Annotated in this window: 22 protein-coding genes; 10 read left to right on the top strand and 12 right to left on the bottom strand. The window is 61.7% G+C overall.

The features are described 5' to 3' along the window. The first annotated feature begins 385 nt into the window (after positions 1-385). Positions 386-2,551, top strand: a complete 2,166-nt coding sequence (locus QME24_RS06015; protein WP_280091644.1) for a methyl-accepting chemotaxis protein — start codon at positions 386-388, stop codon at positions 2,549-2,551. Between the two features lie 25 nt (positions 2,552-2,576). Here the strand turns inward: QME24_RS06015 and QME24_RS06010 are convergent, their stop codons facing one another. Continuing rightward, entirely contained in the window at positions 2,577-3,794 is a 1,218-nt protein-coding gene (locus QME24_RS06010; protein WP_280091643.1) for an amidohydrolase family protein, read from the bottom strand. 206 nt (positions 3,795-4,000) lie between these two features. Next, entirely contained in the window at positions 4,001-4,186 is a 186-nt protein-coding gene (locus QME24_RS06005; RefSeq protein ID WP_029885004.1) for a hypothetical protein, read from the bottom strand. Between the two features lie 495 nt (positions 4,187-4,681). Between QME24_RS06005 and QME24_RS06000 the strand changes: the two genes are divergently transcribed. Continuing rightward, entirely contained in the window at positions 4,682-5,035 is a 354-nt protein-coding gene (locus QME24_RS06000; protein ID WP_232892885.1) for an SH3 domain-containing protein, read from the top strand. A gap of 411 nt (positions 5,036-5,446) precedes the next feature. Then, a complete protein-coding gene (locus tag QME24_RS05995) occupies positions 5,447-5,641 on the top strand; it encodes a hypothetical protein (RefSeq protein WP_054904596.1) in 195 nt (64 codons plus the stop codon). Positions 5,642-5,771: 130 nt separating this feature from the next. On the opposite strand, the gene QME24_RS05990 is transcribed toward QME24_RS05995, so the two are convergent. Further along, on the bottom strand, positions 5,772-6,677 hold the full coding sequence (locus QME24_RS05990; RefSeq protein WP_182389094.1) for a LysR family transcriptional regulator: 906 nt from the start codon (positions 6,675-6,677) through the stop codon (positions 5,772-5,774). A 98-nt stretch (positions 6,678-6,775) separates the two neighbouring features. On the opposite strand from QME24_RS05990, the gene QME24_RS05985 reads away from it, so the two are divergent. Further along, positions 6,776-7,537 carry a TSUP family transporter gene (locus QME24_RS05985; RefSeq protein WP_280091642.1) on the top strand — a complete coding sequence of 254 codons (762 nt, stop codon included), beginning with the start codon at positions 6,776-6,778 and terminating at the stop codon, positions 7,535-7,537. A gap of 1 nt (position 7,538) precedes the next feature. On the opposite strand, the gene QME24_RS05980 is transcribed toward QME24_RS05985, so the two are convergent. From QME24_RS05980 to QME24_RS05965, 4 genes are all read right to left on the bottom strand, one after another. Next, positions 7,539-8,960, bottom strand: coding sequence for a GGDEF domain-containing protein (locus QME24_RS05980; protein ID WP_054904593.1), 1,422 nt, complete (start codon positions 8,958-8,960; stop codon positions 7,539-7,541). A gap of 134 nt (positions 8,961-9,094) precedes the next feature. Further along, positions 9,095-10,927 carry an SLC13 family permease gene (locus QME24_RS05975; protein ID WP_029884999.1) on the bottom strand — a complete coding sequence of 611 codons (1,833 nt, stop codon included), beginning with the start codon at positions 10,925-10,927 and terminating at the stop codon, positions 9,095-9,097. A gap of 144 nt (positions 10,928-11,071) precedes the next feature. After that, the gene (locus QME24_RS05970) at positions 11,072-11,464 is read right to left on the bottom strand and encodes a glycine zipper domain-containing protein (RefSeq protein WP_054904592.1); all 393 of its coding nucleotides are present in this window, start codon (positions 11,462-11,464) and stop codon (positions 11,072-11,074) included. A 77-nt stretch (positions 11,465-11,541) separates the two neighbouring features. Then, on the bottom strand, positions 11,542-11,715 hold the full coding sequence (locus QME24_RS05965) for a hypothetical protein (RefSeq protein ID WP_280091641.1): 174 nt from the start codon (positions 11,713-11,715) through the stop codon (positions 11,542-11,544). A gap of 221 nt (positions 11,716-11,936) precedes the next feature. Between QME24_RS05965 and QME24_RS05960 the strand changes: the two genes are divergently transcribed. Further along, on the top strand, positions 11,937-13,097 hold the full coding sequence (locus tag QME24_RS05960; RefSeq protein WP_192440315.1) for a diguanylate cyclase: 1,161 nt from the start codon (positions 11,937-11,939) through the stop codon (positions 13,095-13,097). A gap of 1 nt (position 13,098) precedes the next feature. Here the strand turns inward: QME24_RS05960 and QME24_RS05955 are convergent, their stop codons facing one another. After that, positions 13,099-13,389 (bottom strand): RcnB family protein, encoded by a 291-nt coding sequence (locus QME24_RS05955; protein ID WP_054904590.1) that lies wholly within the window; start codon positions 13,387-13,389, stop codon positions 13,099-13,101. A 116-nt stretch (positions 13,390-13,505) separates the two neighbouring features. Here QME24_RS05955 and QME24_RS05950 point away from each other — a divergent pair, with 116 nt between their 5' ends. Both QME24_RS05950 and QME24_RS05945 read left to right on the top strand, forming a co-directional pair. Then, positions 13,506-13,856: a hypothetical protein gene (locus QME24_RS05950; protein ID WP_029884996.1), complete on the top strand. Its 351-nt coding sequence runs from the start codon at positions 13,506-13,508 to the stop codon at positions 13,854-13,856. 119 nt (positions 13,857-13,975) lie between these two features. Further along, a complete protein-coding gene (locus QME24_RS05945; RefSeq protein WP_192440313.1) occupies positions 13,976-14,797 on the top strand; it encodes a class I SAM-dependent methyltransferase in 822 nt (273 codons plus the stop codon). Here the strand turns inward: QME24_RS05945 and QME24_RS05940 are convergent, their stop codons facing one another. From QME24_RS05940 to QME24_RS05925, 4 genes are all read right to left on the bottom strand, one after another. Next, the gene (locus QME24_RS05940) at positions 14,798-15,565 is read right to left on the bottom strand and encodes an SDR family oxidoreductase (protein ID WP_047149840.1); all 768 of its coding nucleotides are present in this window, start codon (positions 15,563-15,565) and stop codon (positions 14,798-14,800) included. It lies immediately after the preceding gene. 33 nt (positions 15,566-15,598) lie between these two features. Continuing rightward, positions 15,599-16,666 (bottom strand): phosphotransferase family protein, encoded by a 1,068-nt coding sequence (locus QME24_RS05935; protein WP_280091640.1) that lies wholly within the window; start codon positions 16,664-16,666, stop codon positions 15,599-15,601. A 202-nt stretch (positions 16,667-16,868) separates the two neighbouring features. Then, positions 16,869-17,186: an SCP2 sterol-binding domain-containing protein gene (locus QME24_RS05930; RefSeq protein ID WP_009682121.1), complete on the bottom strand. Its 318-nt coding sequence runs from the start codon at positions 17,184-17,186 to the stop codon at positions 16,869-16,871. 56 nt (positions 17,187-17,242) lie between these two features. Beyond that, on the bottom strand, positions 17,243-17,953 hold the full coding sequence (locus QME24_RS05925; RefSeq protein ID WP_029884992.1) for a histidine phosphatase family protein: 711 nt from the start codon (positions 17,951-17,953) through the stop codon (positions 17,243-17,245). Between the two features lie 433 nt (positions 17,954-18,386). Here QME24_RS05925 and QME24_RS05920 point away from each other — a divergent pair, with 433 nt between their 5' ends. The 3 genes from QME24_RS05920 to QME24_RS05910 form a co-directional block, all read left to right on the top strand. Beyond that, the gene (locus tag QME24_RS05920) at positions 18,387-19,667 is read left to right on the top strand and encodes a tyrosine-type recombinase/integrase (protein ID WP_054903458.1); all 1,281 of its coding nucleotides are present in this window, start codon (positions 18,387-18,389) and stop codon (positions 19,665-19,667) included. Between the two features lie 205 nt (positions 19,668-19,872). Further along, entirely contained in the window at positions 19,873-20,310 is a 438-nt protein-coding gene (locus tag QME24_RS05915; RefSeq protein WP_135192339.1) for a hypothetical protein, read from the top strand. A 97-nt stretch (positions 20,311-20,407) separates the two neighbouring features. After that, the coding region (locus QME24_RS05910; protein WP_281690793.1) for a hypothetical protein at positions 20,408-20,908 on the top strand (501 nt) is incomplete at its 3' end.

The raw sequence follows: 20,908 nt of genomic DNA, 5'->3' as shown, positions 1-20,908 counted from the left end.
GAGCTCCTGGTTGTTCCTGGAGTTGGAGTTGTCGGGCTGGCCGGCGCCTGTAAAGCGATTGGCCTGTCAGCATGTGCAATTGCTTGCTGACTTTGGCCATAGCGTGCCGCAAGACAGGGCTACAGTAGAGGGGGTTTGGCGGAATTCGTGCGATTATCGAACTGTTGTGCGATCTGCGAGCATCCCGAACGGCGGTGCAGTCCCGTGCGCTCAGGGGCTTGGCGCCTCACTTTGCACCTGAATGGTGCTACCCGCCACCCGAATGGTGTGTTTTTGCACCGCTAGCGGGCGGGATGCGGTGGTAGACCGTGATTCTACCCCGATGCCTCTATTGGCCTGCGACTTGCTATCAAATTGCCATTCGATGTCGCGTATGGTGAAGATAATGTCGCTTTCCAGTGGTTCCATGCAGTTGTCATCCCAAGAGAAGGGCTGGCTGCCCTGGTTTGGCAGAACCGGCAAGTTCAGCATGGGCTGGGCATGCCACTTGAACCGGGCAAATTATCCGCAAATCGAGCAAACCTTCGAGGCCATTGCCCAGACCCGCGTCCGTTTGCTGCAGGAGTGGGCGCACGAACAATGGGAGCACCTGGCCGAGCTGGCCGAGCAACTCGCCCCCGGCTTTGACCGGCTGGGCAGCGCGCAATTGCAGGACAAGCTGGCCCAGGCCGAGGACTTCTCCGAGCTGTTCGTCGTCGACCCCACTGGCAAGGTGCTTGCCTCGACCTGGCCGCAACGGGCAACAGCGCCCGTCGAGCACACCCGTGCGCTGGCGCAGGGGCTGAAGGCGCCATTTTTGCACGGCCCCTATTGCGACCCGCTGACCTTGAGCATCGGCCCGTCCTCTTCGCGCTTTCACGACGAGGTAACCCTGATGTTCTACCAGCCTGTGAAGGTTACCGGCAACGTCGTGGGTTGCCTTTGTGGTCGCGTACCCAACGATGTGCTGGGCGATCTGATCCAGCGCGAGGCTGGGCATATTTACGCCGAATCGGGTGACAACTACCTGTTCATGGCGCAGTCGCGCTTCGACCCGACGATCCAGCCGGGTACGGCGTTGTCGCGCTCGCGTTTCGAAGATTCAACCTTCACCCACGGCGAGAACCTGAAAAACGGCGTTCACACGGCGTGGGGCACCGTGCAAGTGCAGCGCCATACCGAGCTGGAGCTGCGTTTTACCGACCCATCCACCCGCGAGCTGCACCCGGGGGTACGCGAAACCATCCGTTGCGGCGCCAATGTGTTCGTTACCTACCCCGGGTATTCCGACTACCGTCATGTGCCAGTGGTGGGCAAGGGCGTGACCTTCCAGCTGCCGGGCTCGCCGGACCGCTGGGGAATGATGTGCGAGGCAGACCTCGAGGAAGTGTACCGGCGCCGCTCGCTCAGTTATGGCTTGATGAAGCCCTACCTCGCGACGATGGTCGGCCTGTTCGGTTGCAACTACCTGGTGCAGCACTACGCGGGCCTGCCGCAGGGCCTGAACGAGGTGGTCGAAGCCTTGGCCATGCTCGCCGCCGCGGTGCTGTTCGGCATGCTCGGGCCGCGCCGTGTGGCGGCGCGCCTCAATGGCATGAGCAATGTGCTGCGGACCATCGCCGAGGGTGAGGGCAACCTGCGCCAGCGGCTGGATACCCGCACGGTGGGCAACGATGAAAGCGGCGACATGGCCCGCTGGATCAACAGCTTCATCGACCGCCTGGATGCAGTGGTAGGGCAGGTGGTCAAGGCCAGCCACACGGTGGGCGTCACCAACCAGATGATGCTGGGCCGTAGCCAGGATGCCAGCGTCACTTCGGCTGACGTGGCCGAGGCCGTGCATCAGATGATGATCATCATGGAAGAGCAGTTGGGCGAATTGCAGCAGGCCTCGGTCAGCGCCGAGCAGATGAAGCAGGCCATGGACGAAGTGGTCACCCGCGCCCGCGAGCAGTTCCAGGCGGTGCAGGCCGGTACGCAGTCGATCCGCGACGTGGTGGCGCGCTCGTCCTCCAGTGTGCAACGCCTTGACAGCCGCATGGTCGAGATCGACAACATCACCGGGTTGATCAGTGACATTACCAACCAGACCAACCTGTTGGCGCTCAATGCTGCGATCGAGGCGGCGCGCGCTGGCGAGCACGGCCGTGGTTTTGCCGTGGTGGCCGACGAGGTGCGCAGCCTGGCGGCGCGAACGGCGCGGGCTGCCGATGACATACGCACCATGGTCGAGAGCCTGCAGGGTGAGACCCGTCATGCCGTGAGTTTCATGGAGCGGGGCGTGCAGGACGTGGACAGCAGCCTGCGCCTGGCCGAGGACGCCTCGTCCGAAAACGTGCAACTGCACCAGGCGGTGGAGGGTATGTTCGCGATCATCCAGCAGCTCAACCGGCGCAGCCTGGAATATGGCAAGACCATCGAGCAGGTCAACCAGTCTTCCCACGAGATGCGCCAGACTGCGGTGGTGTTGCAGAGCAGTGCGCAGAAGGTGCGGGTGGATGCCGGCAAGTTGCAGAAGCTGGTCGGGCAGTTCGAGACCAGCGAAGAGGGCAAACGGGCGGCTGCCGCTTGAGTGCCGAAGCTGGCCAGGGCTGTTGTCAGCGCCGCAGTTCGGCAGCGAACTGGCCAGCCTGCAGGTGCACCTGTGCAGGCCCGCCCCAGAACGCGCCGTGGCGGACGATCACCCGTTCATGAATGGCAGCCGCCACCGCGGCCGCCGCATTGGGCGCCCTCAACAACACGAAGCTGGCCTCGTTACCCAGGTGCAGGCCGTAATCCTGCTTGCCCATGACCGCGGCACTGGCCTCGGTCGCCATCTGCAGCGCCACCCGCAGCTCTTCGTCGGTGTTGAACCCCGAGCAGTAACCGACCAGCATCGCCCGCTGCAGCATGTCGCCATTGCCATACGGCCACCAGGCATCCTGGATGTTGTCGTTGCCGGTGAACACCTGCACACCCCCGGCGCGCAAGCGCAGCACCGGCGGAAAGGCCCGGTCGCCCGGGGCATTGGTCATGATTGAGATACCTGCGCCCGCCAACGCTTCGGCGGTGTGGTCGACCACCGCGTCGGTGACGTCGCCCAGGCCGTAGGCGTGGCTGACCGCAACCAGGCCTTGCATGCCCAGGGCCTGGGTGCGCGCGGCAATGCGCTGAAGTTGGGCGATGCAGATATCGCCGGGTTCATGCAGGTGGATATCGACTTTAACGCCATGCCGCTCAGCGATGCCGAAGACGATATCCAACTGGGCGTCAGCGTCGCCGTCCAAGGTGGTGGGGTCGATGCCGCCAACCACCTGAGCCCCTTCGCCGATAGCGGCCTCCATGACCTGGGCGGTGCCAGGGCAGGTGACCACGCCGGCCTGGGGGAAGGCCACCAGCTCGATGTCGAGCAGGTGTTTCCAGCTGTCCCGGGCTTCGAGCATGGCGTGCAGGTGACTCAGGCCGGTGGTGGCGTCCACGTCCACATGGCAACGCATGGCCAAGGTGCCGTACGCAGCTGCCTGACGCATCAGCGCGTCGGCGCGCTCGATGATGGGCGGTGCGCTCGCCAGCTCACGTTTTTCCACGGCCAGGCGCTCGCGCAGGCTGGCGACAGGTTGGTGCGGGCGCCAGCGATCACCCACGAAGCTCTTGTCCAGGTGAATGTGGCCATCAACGAAACCCGGCAATACCAGCAAGCCTTCCAGGTCGATCGTTTCGCGGGCCGGGGTGCCGGCGCGCTGCGCGCCAATGTGGCTGATGCGGCCGTTGCTGACAGCAATGTGCAGGGGCAGGCCATCGGCATCGATGGCATTGATGAACTCACGGTCGTTCATGGAACTGGCCTTTTCTACTGGGGCTTGGTGGCTTGCCACGGTAAGGCGGATGAGCGCTTGCCTCCAATTAATTATCAGGATCAAGGCCAGTGGAATTGTGGATGCGGGGTAGCGTCAGCCGGCCGCAGGGGATCGTTGTGCGGGCCCCCAGGCGGCGCTTTTCAGCCCGGCAGGCTTCACCGGCTGGGGGCACCGCGTGGGTATTCTTACTGCAAGGTGTTTGGTTTGAGGTCATCTGGCAACTGCTGCAGAGCCGCCTCCAGTTGCGCGACAGATTGGGCAAGTTGATCAGCTTCCTGGTGTTTGCCCGCACTTCTCAGGCGGTCCCGCTCAATGCGCAGGTTCAGCAGGTTTTTCTGCAGTTTCAGGGCTGAAGCGTTGAAAGGGTCCATGGGCTTCTCACACTGTGGGCTTCCGTGCCGTTGTAGGAAACATGGACCGTAGCAGCTCGAATTACCTCTAGAAACTGATGTTTCATACAGGAAAATCTGGTGTTCGCGGTATTTCCTACATTGAGCGGTAAAGTTTCCTACAAGATGCATTTCTGTATATGTCGCCACGTGCCGTCTGGCATCCAGTATCCGCTGGGTTGGACCGGTTCTCCCTCGGCAGGCCCACTGCGCAGGGCTCGATCAGCTTTGGAAATGTTATGTTGCACTTACCTTGCACACCCAGCAGGTGCCGGGCCTTCAGCGACCTGCGCGGGACCTACCCAGAGCCGGTGCAACTTCTGCAAAACAGGGGCTGTCACAATGCTCTGCATGCCGCAGGAAACACCGTGGCATTTGGTATGTATCATTGCCGTTGTCGCCCCATACATGCGCCGATGACGGGCGGTATCTGCCGCCTGAGCCTGGCGCGAAGGTTTTCCGGCCAAGGAGAGGCCCATGCACTACGTTGTGATCGAATCCCACCGCAGTGAGTACCCGCGGCCTATCCGCTTTGCCAAAGGCACTTTGCTGGAGATTGGCCCGCGCTATGAAGGCGAGCCTGGCTGGCAGGACTGGTATTTGTGCAGTTGCACCGGCCAGGAGCCCGGCTGGGTGCCCGCGCAGCTGATTGAACGGCTCAGCGTTTGCCAGGGGCGGGCGCTCGATCATTACTGTGCGCACGAACTGGACGCCGACCCGGGGCAACTGGTGGAGATGGTGCGGCCGCTCAATGGGTGGCTGTGGTGTCGGCGCCATGGTAACGGCGAGCTGGGCTGGTTACCGGCAGAGAAGCTTCAGGAATTGGGCTGAGGGGCGCCCCAACGCTGCCACGTGCCGTGCGCTGCATCTGATACGCTTTTTTTGCGCCAACCTGAATCTGTAACCGTATCAGCCCAGGCCCGACAATACGCCCATTCCCGCTTCACAACTGTCGAGGTTCTAATGGGCAAGCTGGCGCTGTTCCTGGGGGGTTTTCTGCTACTCACTATTCTTATCGGCCTGCTTGGCACCATTCCGCCAAGCTGAGGGTGATCGGTTTTTTTCTGCGCGGCCCGTCTACTTCAAGCTCGGGCCCAATTTCCTGGCAAATAGCCACTATTCCCTTCGTCAGCATCGCTGGACCAGCGGTCGCTGCATGGCATTTTCAAGCATTAATACCTCGTGTAGTCTCCCGCCGCCGCTCATTCGGGTCGGCCTTTTCCGCTGGGAGTCGACACATTAATGGAATGCAAGAAAGGCGCCTGCGCCGCCCTGGAGTGGCGTAGCCGTTTCCTCGCCGAGGGCACGTTGGATGAGCACGGTTACGAGCAGGCGCTGCGCAATGCACAAGCGCTGGAGCAGGCTGGGGATATCAGCACGTCAGAGTGGATCGAGCTGGTAAAGCTGGCCAATGCGGCATTGCTGGGTGTGGGATAAGTCATTCTTTGCGTTGGGAAATCTGTCCACAAAAAACGTGGGTAGGTCTGTGGATAAAGTGCTGTAAGCCATGCCAGTGGCGGGCTCTGTTAAATTGAGCAGAAATTGAACAGCCTTTTCGAAGGGCTGTTCATGGCGCCCGGCCGGCCTGGCGCAGGGCTATCAGCAAGTCGCGCACCCGGGCGGGCAGCTCGCCAGCCGGGTATACCGCGTGCATCTGCGGGTCCTGGCCAGTGCTGGAGGTCAGGCGGTATGGCGCGCATACCCGCACCAGGCGCCCGGCCTTGACCTGCGCCTCGCCTACCCAGGCTGCCAGGCGCGCGATACCGGCACCCGCCAGGGCGCCGTGGTACACCGCAGTGCCCGAGGCCAGGCGCAACCGCGGCCTGGGCCGCACGCTGGTGATCTGGCCATCGCGGCAAAAGTGCCAGGCTTTGAGGATGCGCGGTGCGGTATGCAGGATCAGCGAGTGGCCTTCCAGCTGTTCGGGATGCGCCGGCGTACCGGCCAAGGCCAGGTACGCCGGGCTCGCATACAAGTGCCGCTGGTAGGGCCAAAGCGGGTAGCCGATCAGTTCGCTGGACTGCGGGAAGGCGCCGCGGACTGCGAAATCCAACTTGCCCAGCAGTGGGTCGAGCGCTTCGTCGCTGTACTGCACATCCAGCGTGACTTGGGGGTGGCGACGGGAAAAATCCGCGAGCACTTGGGGCAACAGGTGTTCGGCCAACAGTTGCGGCACGGCGAAGCGGATCCAGCCTTGTGCGTTCCCGCTGAGCGCAGCCAGTTCGTCGGCTGCATCGCGTTGCACATCCAGCAAGCGCTCGGCGTGCGGCAGCAAGCGTTCGCCCGCTGCGGTCAGGGTGACCGCATTGGCGTTGCGGTTCAGCAACTTGCTCCCGGCGTTGTCTTCCAGGGTTTGCACCGCGCGTGTAACCGCGCTGGGCGAACGCCCTAACGCCCGGGCCGCGGCGACAAAGCTGCGCTTGTGCGCGACGCTGACGAACGCCTGAATTTCCCGCAGCATGTCCAATGCCATGCGCTGCTCCTTGTTGCAGTTTTCGCAATATGGCATTTCAACACAGCCACGCCCTTTTGGTTAGCCTTGCACCTGTACCCACTGCCTGGAACCGCGTCATGATGGATATCGCTGTACTTTCTGTATTCGCCTTTGCCGCCGGCCTGATCGATGCGGCCGTGGGCGGCGGCGGCTTGATCCAGATTCCCGCGTTGTTCAACGTGCTACCCACCGCGCAACCGGCGGCATTGCTAGGCAGCAACAAGCTGGCTTCGGTGTGTGGCACGGCCTTCGCAGCGCGTTCGTTCATCCGCAAGGTCACGTTGGACTGGGGCTTGATCGTGCCCGCGGCGGTCAGCGCCTTTGTCATGTCGTTCGCTGGTGCTGCCACGGTGTCGCTGCTGCCGCCGGGGGTAATGCGCCCGGCGGTGTTGGTGCTGATCGTGCTGATGGCGGTGTACACGTTCTGCAAGAAAGACTTCGGCACCCTGCACAAACCGGCCCGAATCGGCCGCAAGGAGCAATGCCTGGCAGTGCTGATCGGTGGGGCGATCGGTTTCTACGATGGCCTGTTCGGCCCTGGCACCGGCAGCTTCCTGATCTTCCTGTTCATCCGCTTCTTCGCCCTGGATTTCCTGCACGCATCGGCCTCGGCCAAGGTCGTGAACATTGCCACCAACCTGGCGGCGCTGGTGTTTTTCGTGCCGTCGGGCAACGTGCTGTACGCCATTGCCCTGCCCATGGCCCTGTGCAATATCCTTGGCGCGTTGACTGGCACCTGGCTGGCCGTGCGCAAGGGCGCGGACTTCGTTCGCGGGCTGTTCCTGGTGCTGTTGTGCGTGCTGATCGCCAAGCTGTCGTGGGATGTGTTCGTCGGCTGACTCACACCACCTGGCGCTGCGGGTCGGCATGCTCCACACAGTTGCGGCCGTGGGCCTTGGCCCGGTACAGCGCCTGGTCGGCGCTGGCCAGCAGCAGGTCCAGGCTGGGTGACGGCATGTGCGCTTCGCAGCCGGCCACGCCAATGCTGACCGTAATTTGCAGGCATTTGTCGCCCTGGACCACGTGCAGGTCCTGCACGGCACGGCGCAGCCGTTCGGCGGTGAACGTGGCCCGCTCGGGCGCAAGGCCTGGCATCACCACGACGAACTCCTCGCCGCCCAGGCGGGCAAACAGTTCATTGTTGTGCAACTGGTCTTGCAGGGCGCCGGCGAACTGGCGCAACACCTGGTCGCCCACGGCATGGCCATGGACGTCGTTGATCGACTTGAAGTGGTCGATGTCCAGCATCATCAGGGTCAGTGGCAGTGCCTGGGCCTGCTGCCGGCTGTCCAGCAGCGCGCTCGCGCGGCGGGTGAAGGCGCTGCGGGAGAGCGCGCCGGTGAGGTGGTCGATGGTGGCCTGGTGGGCCAGGCGGGCCATGAGGCTGCGGTTGGCCTGGCTGACGCAGGCCACCACCAGCGGCCCGAGCACCAGCATGGCAATGCCCAGGCGCGCGGACAACAGTGTCGTCACCCCCGGCGCACTTTGCGGCACGCTGAAATGCATGAGGTTTTGTGCCACGGCCACGATCAGCGTACTCCCAGCGGTAAGCGCCAGCAGCGACACCAGAAACGGCGAGTAGGTCCAGGCACACCACAGCAGTGCGGCGATGGGGAAGGCGATGGCGCCAGGGCCGCCGAAGGCAATGCTGAACGCCAGTGAGGCCAGCAGCCCCAGCAGTGGTGCCAGCCGTACAGGCTGCGCGCCACCGCGTATAAGGGCTCGCATCGAGGGTGCAGTGAGCAGTACGGGCAGGATCAGCACACTGGTCGAGAACTGTTCGCTGAACCACGCCCGCCAGGTGGCGCCAAGGGACTGTTCAAACCAGGGCGCGGCCATGGCTGCTGCCATGCTGGCCGCGACCACGGCGCCGGCGGCACAGGCGGCGAACACGCTGAGTACACCCTGGGGGGTGCGCAAGCGCCGGTGCACACGGGGCAGGCGCGACAGTAGCAGCCAGAGAGTGACCACGACACCCAGGTTGCACAGGTTGAACCACAGTGCGGGCAGCCAGGCGCTGCCGCACAGCAGGTCGGCGCCGACCATGGCCAGCCACACCAGGCTGAAGCCGGCCAGCGTGGCTTGGCGCGGGTGCCGCAGCAACACGCCGGCCAGTACCGCATTCACAGGCCAGAACAATGACAGGGACTCGATCGGGCGCGCAAGAATGCCGCCCAAGGTAAGGCCGAAGGTCAGGCATAGCAGAGCAACGTAGGGCAACAGGCGCGATGGGGCTGGGAAAACCATGGGCTCGACCGGCAAGCGGAGACGAAATCCAGGACAACGCCTTGTAGCACCTGGGACTTTGCTCGGCAGTGTGTTTCGTCATGGCAGTTGATGTCAATCTGCCGCGGCCGGTCGCAATAATGCCAAATTGCCACTACTGCTTGGCGTTTTTACTGCAGGCCGAAGAACCACGGCACCATCAGCACGGTGACCAGCATCACCAGCACGGTGAACGGCACACCGATCTTGACGAAATCGGCGAAGCGATATTGGCCCGGGCCCAGCACCAACGTGTTGACCGGCGAAGACACCGGCGTCATGAACGCCGCCGATGCAGCCAGCGCCACGGTCATGGCAAACGGGTAGGGCGACATGCCCAGCTGCGCCGCCGTGCTGACCGCAACGGGTGCCATCAGCACGGCCGTGGCGGTGTTGGAGATGAACAGGCCGATCACCGCGGTAACCGCAAACAGGCAGGCCAGAATGGCACTGGGGCCGGCTCCGCCCAGCACGCTGACCAGGCCGCCCACGGCCAGGTCGATGCCGCCGGTTTTCTGCAGTGCCTGGGCAAATGGCAGCATGCCCACGATCAGCACCAGGCTCTGCCAGTGGATGGCGCGGTAGGCGCTGTTCATGTCGATGCAACGGCCTGCGCCCATCAGCAGGCAGCCGATCAGCGCGGCGATGACGTTGGGTACCACGCCGCTGACCATCAGCCCCACCATGACTGCCAGGCTCAGCAACGCCTGCGGTGCGCGAGTGCGGGCTGGTGCTACCTGGTCGATCTCTGCAGGCAGGCTCAGTACCAGGAAGTCCTTGGGTTTGCCCTGCAGCAGGCGCACAGCCTTCCACGGGCCGACCACCAGCAGGGTGTCGCCAAGGCGCAGCTTTTCTTCTACCAACTGGTCTTCAATCGCCGCTTGCTCGCGGCGCAGGCCGACCACGTTGAGGTCATAGCGGGTACGAAACGCCAGTTCAAGGATGCTTTTACCGATCAGCTGCGAGCCAGGCGGCAGCGACACCTCGGCCATGCCCAGTTCCTGGGACTGGTCGATGAAATAAGCCGCCTTGAAGTGCAGGGGCTCCAGTTGCATGGTCTGGCACAGGCTACGCAGGTTGTCATGGTTGGCGAACAGGTCGAGCAGCAGTACGTCGCCCTGGTGCAGCACCGTGTTGGAATCGGCGGTGATGACCCGGGTGGTGAACTTGTGCTGGCGCTCGATACCGATCACGTTGGCGCCATGCCGCGTACGCAGTTCCAGTTCGCCAAGGGTATGGCCGATCAGCGGCGAGTGTGGGCGAATACGCAGGCGCCGCTCGCGCCCGTTGAGCTTGTAGTCCAGTACCAGGTCCAGCAGGGTGCGGCGGCTTTCCACGCGGCCGTCCTTGCGCACTTCGCCATTGAGCCAGTTGCGGGTCAGTAGCATGTAGCCGACACCCAACACCAGCACCACCAGGCCGAAGGGGGTGAAACTGAAGAAGCTGAAGCCGGCGTGGCCATGGCGTACCAGCTCGCTGTGCACCACTACGTTGGGTGGCGTGGCGACCAGGCTGAGCATGCCGCTGATCAGGCCGGCGAAGGCCAGCGGCATCATCAGGCGGCTGGGCGAGAGCTGCAGGCGCGCGGCAATGCTCAGCACCACCGGGATGAAAATGGCGACCACGCCTGTGGAACTCATGATCGAGCCCAGGCCGGCTACCGCCACCATCAGCAGCACCAGCAGGCGCGCCTCGCTGTTGCCGGCCCGCTCGCTCATCCACTCGCCAATGCGGTAGGCAATGCCGGTGCGGACCAGGCCCTCGCCGATCACGAACAAGGCGGCGATCAGCACCACATTCGGGTCGCTGAAGCCGGCCAGTGCCTGCTCCACGCTGAGGATGCCCAGCAGCGGCAGGGCAAGGATCACCATCAGCGCAACCACGTCCATGCGTGGGCGGTTGATGACGAACAGGACAATGACGATGGCCAGCAGGCCAAGCACCCAAAGCAACTCTTGGTTCATGGGGAGGGGGTGTTCCTTCACACAGGGGCACGTTAGACAGTAGCAGCCAGTGTGCCAGCTTGCGGTGAAGGGGGTGTTGATGTACTGCAGGGTTCAAGGCCGCTGCTGACGATCGGCGTCAGCGGCCCCGTCCAGCTCGGCTGGTCAGTGACGGTGCCGGCGGTGCTTCTTGCCGCCACGGTCGTCGTCGCCCAGATGGTTGCCCAAGGCGCCCCCGGCGGCGCCACCCAGGCCTGCGCCTACGGTCGAGCCGGTCTGCCCGCCAACTGCACCGCCCAGCAATGAGCCGCCCGCCGAGCCCAGGCCGCCGCCCAGCGCCGCTTCGGTACGGTTGCCCTTGCGAGCCCCTACCGCACTGCCTGCTGCGCCGCCAACGCCAGCACCAATGGCTGCGCCGGTCTTGCCGCCCAGTTGCTGACCAACCACATTACCCAGTACGCCACCCAGGCCACCGCCGATGGCGGCATTACCATCACCGGCGAAAGCGCCTTGGCATAGCAGCAGGCCAAGGGCAACGGAAGGCAGAGTCAGACGCATGATATGAACCTCGAAAATTTCACCAGGTTAAGGTGCCGCCTGAACGGCGGCGAGCCGGGGCTGTAGCCGCTTCAGCGTTAGTAGCGGTCGCCGCGGTATTGACGCTCGTCATCGTCGCGGTCATGCCGGTGGTGGCGATGGTCACGGTCGCGATCACGCCAGCCATCGTCGTTATGGTAGCGATGGCTGTGGCAACCTGCAGTCAGCAGTACAACAGCAACCAGCGAAAGGCTTGCCAGACGGTTTGTCACGAGATAGGTCCTTGATCCACAAAGGTTTACCGCACACTTTCTGAGACCCGGATCGATCCATTTGGTTTCCTGGGCGGGCAAAAATTTGTGCTATCCACGATCTTCCACGTGCTTCTCGGTTGCTGTTCTGTCCCGTACGGTCATGGCCGGGCGCCCGTGGCGGCTCTAGACTGCACGGTAAGCCGCAGCCAAGACGGCATTCTGCCACTCAGTGAATCATGATGATCGCGCATACTCCTACCTTGTTCGCCGCTGTTGCTTTGGTTGCCACCATCCTGGCGTTCTGCCTGTTGCTGGTCGGGCACGGCAACCGCCGCGACAACCTGATGCTCACCGGTTGCGGGTTGCTGGTGCACGCGCTGGCTTACGTCTGCTACACCCTTTACGCCCAGGCCCCCCTGTGGCTCAGCTACGGGCTGGGCAACAGCCTGCTTTCGCTGGCGCTGGCCTTCTATACGGCCAGCTTGTTCCGTGTGCGCGAGCGGGTAGTGCCCTGGCGGGTCATTTTTATCATCCCGGCGTTCATGCTGGTGGGGTTGATGCTGCTGCTCGATACCCTGGAGCCGCGCATGTTGCTGGCGACCCTGGTGCTGATGTTGCAATGTGCGCTGATCCTTTATTGGGCATGGCGCCATGGCGAACGACCGGGCAAAGCGCACCTGCTGCTGGAGATCGGTGCGCTGATCAGCCTGGTAGGCCTGGGCATGCGGGTGGTTGCGGTGGCCAATGGCACGGCTGTGGAAATGCGCTATGACACCAGCAACCTGAAACAGAGCATCTCGGTAGCCATTGGCACCGTGACGGTCATGATGTATTCGATCGGGCTGGTGCTGATGGCCAAGGAGCGCAGTGAATCGCGCCTGCAGCACCTGGCTTTGCATGATGTGCTCACCGGTACCCTCAACCGTCGGGCGATTCTCGAGCGCTTTGCCAGCGAACTGGACCGCGCACGCGGGCAGCAGGCGAGCCTTGCGGTGGCGATGATCGATATCGACCATTTCAAGCGCATCAACGACTTGTATGGGCACTTGGCCGGTGACGAAGTGTTGTGCCATTGCGTACGCCAGTTGCAGCAACGCCTGCGCCAGGGCGATAGCCTCGGGCGTTACGGTGGAGAGGAGTTTCTGTTGCTGCTGCCTGCTACCGACCGCGCCGGGGCGCTGACTGCCGTGCAAGGGCTGCGCGAGGCCATTGCGCGCAGCCCGGCCCGGTTTGCCGGTGACCACATCGAGCTACGTTTCAGCGTTGGCCTGTGGTGCGGTGTGCCGGGGAACAAAGACAGCACCGCCAGCCTGTTGGCGCAGGCCGATGCGGCGCTTTACCAGGCCAAGGCCGCCGGGCGCGACACCGTGCACATGGTGGCGCTGGACGCAGCGGGTTGAATCAGGACGCAGGCTGAATGGCCAGCACCACGCCGTTGGTAATCTGTATCAGCACATAGTGATCGCCCATGCGCACCCAGTGGCTTTCCTTCTCAGGCTGTGGCAGGCCCTTGGCTTTCCAGTTCTTGATGGCTTCCTCGTCACGCTTGTACTGGTCTGGCGCTTTGTCACCGACCTTCAGCTCGCGGTTGTGGGTTTCCGGCGCAGTGACGCTTTCTTCGCTCGAGGGGGCAGCGGTGGCGGCCAATGGCAGGCAGGGCAGGGCGGCTAACAGTAGATAGTGCAGTTTCATGGCAATGTCCTTATGACGGCTTGTATTGTCTGCGACAGCGGAATACGCGTGACAATTCACTCGCGCTGCGTGCCAATGCTAGAGTCGCTTCTTTTTCAAACCCCCGAGGATGGAACATGCGTGCGATTCTGCCGATGGCTGCGGCGCTGATGCTGGTTGGTTGTGCTGCTGCGACCATGGACACTGCCCGCGGCGGCAAGCCGACGGCGCAGCTCGACTCGCAGAAGGCGCCAGAGCTGGTGGCCCAGTGCATTCAGTACAGCTGGCAGGAAGAGAGGGTGTTCGGTGACGATGCCAGTGGCTACCTGCAGCCGCGCAAGCAGGGTGGGTTGACGGTGTATACGCGTGAAGCCGAAGCGTTCGTGGATGTGTACCCGCAGGCCGGTGGCACGCGGGTCGACTACTACGCGCAGAAGCACGACGGCGTGGCGCTGCAGCGCCGGGCAGCGGCAGCGACCTGCTTGTAAGGGTATTTGGCTACCCTTTGGCGGACAGAGACAGCTGGTTTACATTTTTTTGCAAGGTAGTTCTGTCGGCCAGTGAGTGCGGCGTCTAGCATCAATTGCTCGCATTCAAGGAAGACACCATGGACCATTCCCTGCAACTCAACCGTGCCAGTTGGGATGAACGCGCCCCGCTGCATGCTGCCTCGAAGGACTACGCAATCGAACAGCTCGTCCGCGACCGCGACCGGCTGTCCGACACCGTGCGTTTTGATTTGCCATTGTTGGGCGATATCGACGGCCTTGATGTGATCCACCTGCAGTGCCACATCGGCACCGACACCCTCTCCCTGGCCCGCCTTGGCGCACAGGTGTGCGGGTTGGACTATTCTGCCGCTTCGTTGGCCGAGGCCAGGGTGTTGGCAGCACGCTGCAAAACGTCTATCGAGTATGTCGAGTCTGATGTTTACGCGGCTGACAAGGCGCTGCCAGGGCGCACCTTCGATCTGGTCTACACCGGTATTGGCGCGCTCTGCTGGCTGCCTCGCATCGAGCCCTGGGCCCGTACCGTCGCGGCCTTGCTGAAACCGGGCGGGCGGCTGTTCCTGCGCGATGGCCACCCCATGCTGATGGCTGTCAACGAGGACCACCAGGACCGCTTGCAGCTCGAATACCCCTATTTCGAGCAGCAGGAGCCAACGGTGTGGCATAGCGACCAGACTTACGTCGAAACCGATCAGCGGCTGGCTCACAGCGAAACCCACGAATGGAACCACGGTCTTGGCGAGGTGATCAGTGCCTTGCTGAGCCACGGCCTGCACCTGACCACGCTGGTCGAGCACCAGAGCATTCCCTGGGAGGCGCTGCCAGGGCAGATGATCAAGGGCGACGACGGCGAGTATCGCCTTCGCGAACAGCCCGCACGCCTGCCCCTGAGCTATACCCTGGTGGCGGTCAAAACCTGATCAGGACAGAAAACCACCGTCGACGTTCAGCGCGGTGCCGGTGGTATAGCTGGAGGCATCGCTGGCCAGGTAGAGCACCGCGCCGGCCATCTCCTTGGGGTCGGCCACGCGTTTGAGGGGGATCTGCTGCAAGGCCGTGTTGAGAATGGCATCGTTCTTCACCAGCGCCGAGGCGAACTTGGTGTCCGTGAGGCCCGGCAGCAGGGCGTTGCAGCGGATACCGAACTGGGCGCATTCCTTGGCGAACACTTTGGTCATGTTGATGACCGCTGCCTTGGTTACCGAATAGATACCCTGGAACAGGCCTGGCGAAACCCCGTTGATCGAGGCCACGTTGATGATGCTGCCGCCGCCATGTTCGCGCATCAGCTTGCCGGCCTCGACCGACATGAAGAAGTAACCGCGGATGTTGACGTCCACGGTTTTCTGAAAGGCGCCCGCGTCGGTGTCCAGCACGTTGCAGAATTGCGGGTTGGTGGCGGCGTTGTTGACCAGCACATCCAGGCGCCCGAACTGCTCGCGGATGCCGGCAAACACGTGCTGGATCTGCTCCAGTTCACCGATGTGGCAGGCCACCGCCGTAGCCTTGCCCCCTGCAGCGGTGATGGCGTCCGCAACTTGCTGGCAGCCCTCCAGCTTGCGGCTGGAAACGATCACGTGGGCACCTTGCTGCGCCAGCAAGTGCGCAATGGCCTCGCCAATGCCACGGCTAGCGCCGGAAACGAAGGCAATTTTGCCATCGAGGTCGAACAGGTGGGTCTTGGGCATGCTGTTTTCCTTGTAATCCGTGGTGGGCGGGGCTCAAAGGCTGGACTTGGCGATGACCTGCAGGGTCATCTGTTCCAGCAAGCGGTTCATGTGGATGAACTGGGCGAAGCGCTTGTCCTGGGTCTGGCCGTGGTAGTAGCGGTAGTAGATCTGCTGGACGATGCCGGCCAGGCGGAACAGGCCGTAGCAGTAGTAGAAATCGAAGTTTTCCAGGCGTATTCCGGCCCGCTCGGCGTAGTAGTCAACGAACTGCCGACGGCTGAGCATCCCTGGTGCATTGCTGGGTTGGCGGCGCATGAGTTGCACTGGGGCCGGGTCACCGGCTTCGATCCAGTAGGCGAGGCTGTTGCCCAGGTCCATCAAAGGGTCACCCAGGGTGGCCATTTCCCAATCCAGTACACCGATGATGCGCATAGGGTTGTCCGCGTCGAGGATCACGTTGTCGAAGCGGTAATCGTTGTGCACGATGCCGGGCCGCGGGTGGTCGGCGGGCATTTTCTCGTGCAGCCAGGCGGTCACGTGTTGCCAGTGCGGCGCATCCCGTGTCAGGGCCTTCTCGTAACGGTTGGTCCAGCCTTCTACCTGGCGCTGCACGTAGCCTTCCGGCTTGCCCAGGTCGGCCAGGCCGCAGGCGCTGTAGTCCACCTGGTGCAGTTCGACCAGCCGATCGATGAAGCTTTTGCACAAGGTTTCGGTGCGCTCGGCATCCAGCTTGAGTTCAGCCGGAATGTCCGAGCGCAGGATGACGCCCTTGACCCGTTCCATCACATAGAATTCGCTGCCGATCAGGCTGGTGTCGGTGCAGTGTACGTAGGCCTTTGGGCAGTACGGGAAGCCGCTGTTCAGTTGGTTGAGGATACGGAACTCGCGGCCCATGTCGTGGGCGGACTTGGCCTTCTGGCCGAACGGCGGGCGGCGCAGCACCAGGTCGCGACCAGGGTAGCTGACCAGGTAGGTGAGGTTGGAAGCGCCGCCCGGAAACTGGCTGATGCTGGGCTGGCCATCAAGGCCGGCGATGTTGGCCTTCAGATAAGAATCGATGACGCCCGCGTCGAGCTCTTCGCCGGGGCGTGCCTGGGTGGACTGGTCGGTGAGCGTCATGCGTTTTCCTTATTCTCGATCGCAGGAACTATTGGCTAATCTAATGGCCTGCCCGTTATGGAACAAGCGTCCCAGGTGCGTAATAGGTGGGGGTGTTGCTGTACGATCAGCTGCCTTGATGCAGCCATTGATGGGTGGTGCAGGCAAAAAAAAACCGAAGCCGGTCAGGCTTCGGTTTTCGATCATGCGCTGTTCCCGGCCTTCAGGATGGGAACAGTTCGCTCAACTTCATCGACAACATCATGTCGCCTTCTACGCGCAGCTTGCCGCCCATGAAGGCCTGCATGCCGTCGGTTTCGCCACTGACGATGCCCTTCAGGGTTTCGCTGTCCATCACCAGGGTGCAGTTGGCATCCGGGTTTTCACCTTCCTGCAGTTCGCAGGTGCCGTCCTTGACGATCAGTGCGTAGTGCTTGTCTTCATCGGTGATGTTGAAGCCGAACACCAGGTCCAGGCCGGCGGCAGCGGATGGGTTGAACTTCTCTTGCATCTTTTTGACGGCATCAGCTACGGAGGTCATGGCGCATTCCTTATTGAGTGATTTACACGTCCCCGCAGGGACATAACTAGCCGGCTTTATCGGTAAGTGACAAGCTCCGGCGCCCTCAACAGCTGCACATGGGCCTGGCTGTTGAAGGAAGCCAACGCCACGTCGCGGCCGCGAAACTTCAGCTGGCTGAGCGACGTGTTGATGATCTGCCAGTTCAGCGCGAACGCCTGGCTGGGGGTGATACGGGTCACCAGGTGGAGCAGGGCAGCAATGGTGCCCCCCGAGGTGAAGATAGCGATGTTGTCGCCGCTGCCGGCTGCATCCAGCACGCGTTGCAGGCCGGCGTGCACACGGCCGGTGAAGGCCTGCCAGGTTTCCAGGTCATCGCCGCCGTGCTCGCCATCGTGCCAGCGCTGCACCATCAGTGCGAACAGGCGCTGGAACTCGCTGCGGTGCTCGGCACCATTGCGCAGCACTTGCAGCGCATCGGGCTCTGCCGGCAGCAGCCCAGGCAGCATGGCCCGGATAACACCGTCGGCATCGAACTCGTTGAATGCCACGTCGGTCTCTACAGCGGGTACCGGGCAACCCGTAGCGTGCAAGGCCTGCAGCGCCAGGCGCGCGGTGTCCTGCTGGCGGCGCAGGTCCCCAGCTACGCAGCGGTCCAGCCGCACGCCGAGTTGGGCCAGGTGTTCGCCCAGCGCCAGGCTCTGACGTTCGCCCACTGGCGAAAGTACGTCGTAGTCAGCGGCACCGAAAGAGGCTTGGCCGTGTCGGATCAGGTAGAGGTTGCCCACGGAAGGTTCCGGCCTGTAGGAGGTTGCTGCGAGGTTAGGACGCGGCACAGAGGCTGTCAACGAAAAACATACAAGCGTTTGAAAAGGTTGTTTGAAAGATGTTGCCAGCGTTTGCGTACGCTGGCAGCACGCTAGATGCACCGGTATGCTTGCAACAGTTACGCGCCGTGATGGCGCTGGTATTTAAGGAGTCAACGTGGAGTTTCTTGCCAACTGTCCTTGATCTCGGGTAAAGCCAAGCAGCACGGGGCTTCCACCCAAAATGTCCATCCTTACCGCTGAATCCAGTGTCACAAATCGTCCCAACGTGTCACAAATCGCAGTGCCCTACGTCTACCGTAGAGCCTCTGGGCGCTATCACCTTCGAGTTCGCCTCAAGGGCTGCCACACCTCCTGCACGATCTCGCTCAAGACCACCAATCGACCTGCTGCCATGACAACTGCCAAGCACCTGCTTCAGACCCTCAAAGCGTTCCACCTCGACAACCCAGAGGCATCTTGGGGGGAACTACGGGATAACCTTCGGGACATCGCTGAGGAAGCCTTGGGCAACCCACAAGGCGAAGCCTATGGGCTGGTCCTGTCTGAGGTCTCCGAGAACCTCGCTCAGATAGCCGAGACGATGCCCATGAGGTTAGCCCAAGCGCAGGCCGTTCTGATGGCTCAGAGGGTTCTGGAGGCTGCTCAAGGGCGGCACAGCGGAGACCTGAGAGAGCTGGTCGAGCTGCTCAATGGGGACCTGAAGGGACCTATAGGCAGTGTTAATCAAGTAGGAGATGTCGATAGTCGTGAGCCTGTGCCTGTCCCTGTCCCTATCTGTAAGTCGCTCTCCACGGACAGCTCTACGACCACATTCCAGTCCCTCTACGAAGCCTTCAAGGCTGAGCGTGGCGGGGACAAGTCGGCCAATACCTTGAAGAACTGGAAGAGCAGCACCAGCACCATCGTTGCGCACCTCAGGGACACCGATATGTCCAAGCACACAAGGGCAACCTTTGTGGGCCTTCGTGATGCTCTCTTGGCTGATGGTCGTAAGCCATCCTCTGTTAACAAGGTCATGACCCATGCCTCCACTGTCATTGGCTGGGCTGTGGCTACGGGTCTCATTGAGCGTGACTACTCCAAGAAGCTGACTATCACCAAAGGGGCGGATAGCGACCGCACAGCCTTCACTGGGGACCACCTAAAGGCTCTCCATGACTGGGCAATGGGCAACCTTGGGAACGACTGGAAAGCATCTGTCATTGCCCTTGGGGTTGCCACCGGGGCACGCATTGGAGAGATTCACCAGCTCACCGGCAGTGACATCTATGAGGATGGCGGTCACTGGGTCATGGACATCAACGACAAGGACGGGAAGACCCTCAAGAACTCATTCAGTCGTCGCACAGTGCCACTGCTGGGAATCCCAGAGGACCACCTTGAGAAACTCTCGCAGACCCAAGGGCGGTTGTTCACTCAGTCCAAGAGTGGCTTCGATCAACTCACCAATCAGATGATCCGAGACCTGCTGGGCACTAAGACCGGGGGAGGGCTGTCGTTCCACTCGTTGAGGCACTCTATGGCGTCCGATCTGAAGGCCGCTGGCGTGTCTGTGGGGATCGTCCAGGCCATCTTGGGGCACAGCTCTGGGTCACTTGCATTCGATGTCTACGGGGGCAATGCGGCTGCTTCGAGGGGCCTTATGGTCGAGGCGCTGGGGATGATTCGATAACGGGGCGCGTCTCAGGGAGCACCACAAAGACCTAAATGCCGGATTACAGAGGGCTCCTAAGCGGCTCTCCTTGAAGTGCTTGTGGAGGCGTTCCGTTTAGATATCCGTTAAAATCAAATTGCCATCAAGCCAGACTAATAGGTAAGCTGCTTGTACAGGGAAGTGAAAGCGCCTCAAAAGGTTTTTCTTAAGATGCTTCGCGCCCATGTTGAAAGAAAACTTAAGAATTGTAGGTCGATCAATGAATGCAAGGGAAATAGTTTGTGCGGCAATCCTGGTGCTCCCTGTGGTGGCGTTGGGGGGGCAGGTTGAAGATGAGTTGTATGGGCTAACTAAAAAGACAAGCTCTAACTTCTGCTTTATCACTATACAGAACGACTCTGCGAAAAGTGATGCATTAAATCATTTGAGGATTAGCCCGTCTTCAGTATGTGAGTGCACGTCAATTGAAACAGCTAACGCGATGCAAGCTAATCCGCATTATCATGCCTACCTCAGGAATCTAATTAGAAACGCCAACATTCAGCAAGGTCAGCCACCATCGTTTGAGTACAGTCCAGATCAAGATGTTGCAGTGGCGGAGTATACCAAGGTGTTTAATAATTCTTGGGTTAATTGTGTGACTCGCTTAAAAAAGAGCTGAAGCGCAAGGCTTGAGCTTAAAGCTGTTTCGTAAGTAGGTGTCGTAAAAACCCTCACTATGGCTGCACGTTCGCAGCGGCCATATGAGGACCACTATCATGACCCTGCTCACCCAACCCGGACCATTACACCGCCACGTCGATCACGAAACCGGCACCATCCTTCACATTGACCCAATCACTGGCGAGGTCATCCGCCGCAAGGACATGGTACGACCCGCAAACCTCGAAGCCCAGTATCAGGCATGGGCCGCTGAGCGTCGTGCCGATGAGTCCCTCTCTGAGGACCAACAGAAAGCCGCCAAGGGCCTGACCAACGGCACCCAAGGGCAACCCCAAGAGACCCCAAGCGATGAACCCAAGCGAGGCCGTGGACGCCCAAAGGCCACCTTCGCTAACCCTGTCGCAGCCTACATGCACCTCCTTGCGATTCCCGATCCGCTGCCATGGGTAGACGACATCATTACCGGGTCAATCATCACCAGTGCCGGAGTCACCAACGGAAAGATCAACGTCAAGGCACGAGCGGTCATCGGTGCGTTGTTCCTTTCGGAGATCACAGCGGACGCCTGTAAGACCAATGAGTATTCCTTGAGGACC

The sequence above is a fragment of the Pseudomonas sp. PARCl1 genome, assembly GCF_947311875.1.
GTDB classification, from domain to species: domain Bacteria; phylum Pseudomonadota; class Gammaproteobacteria; order Pseudomonadales; family Pseudomonadaceae; genus Aquipseudomonas; species Aquipseudomonas juntendi.
The sequence above is the reverse complement of the archived record's forward strand: the minus strand, read 5'-3'. Positions and strand labels throughout refer to the sequence as shown.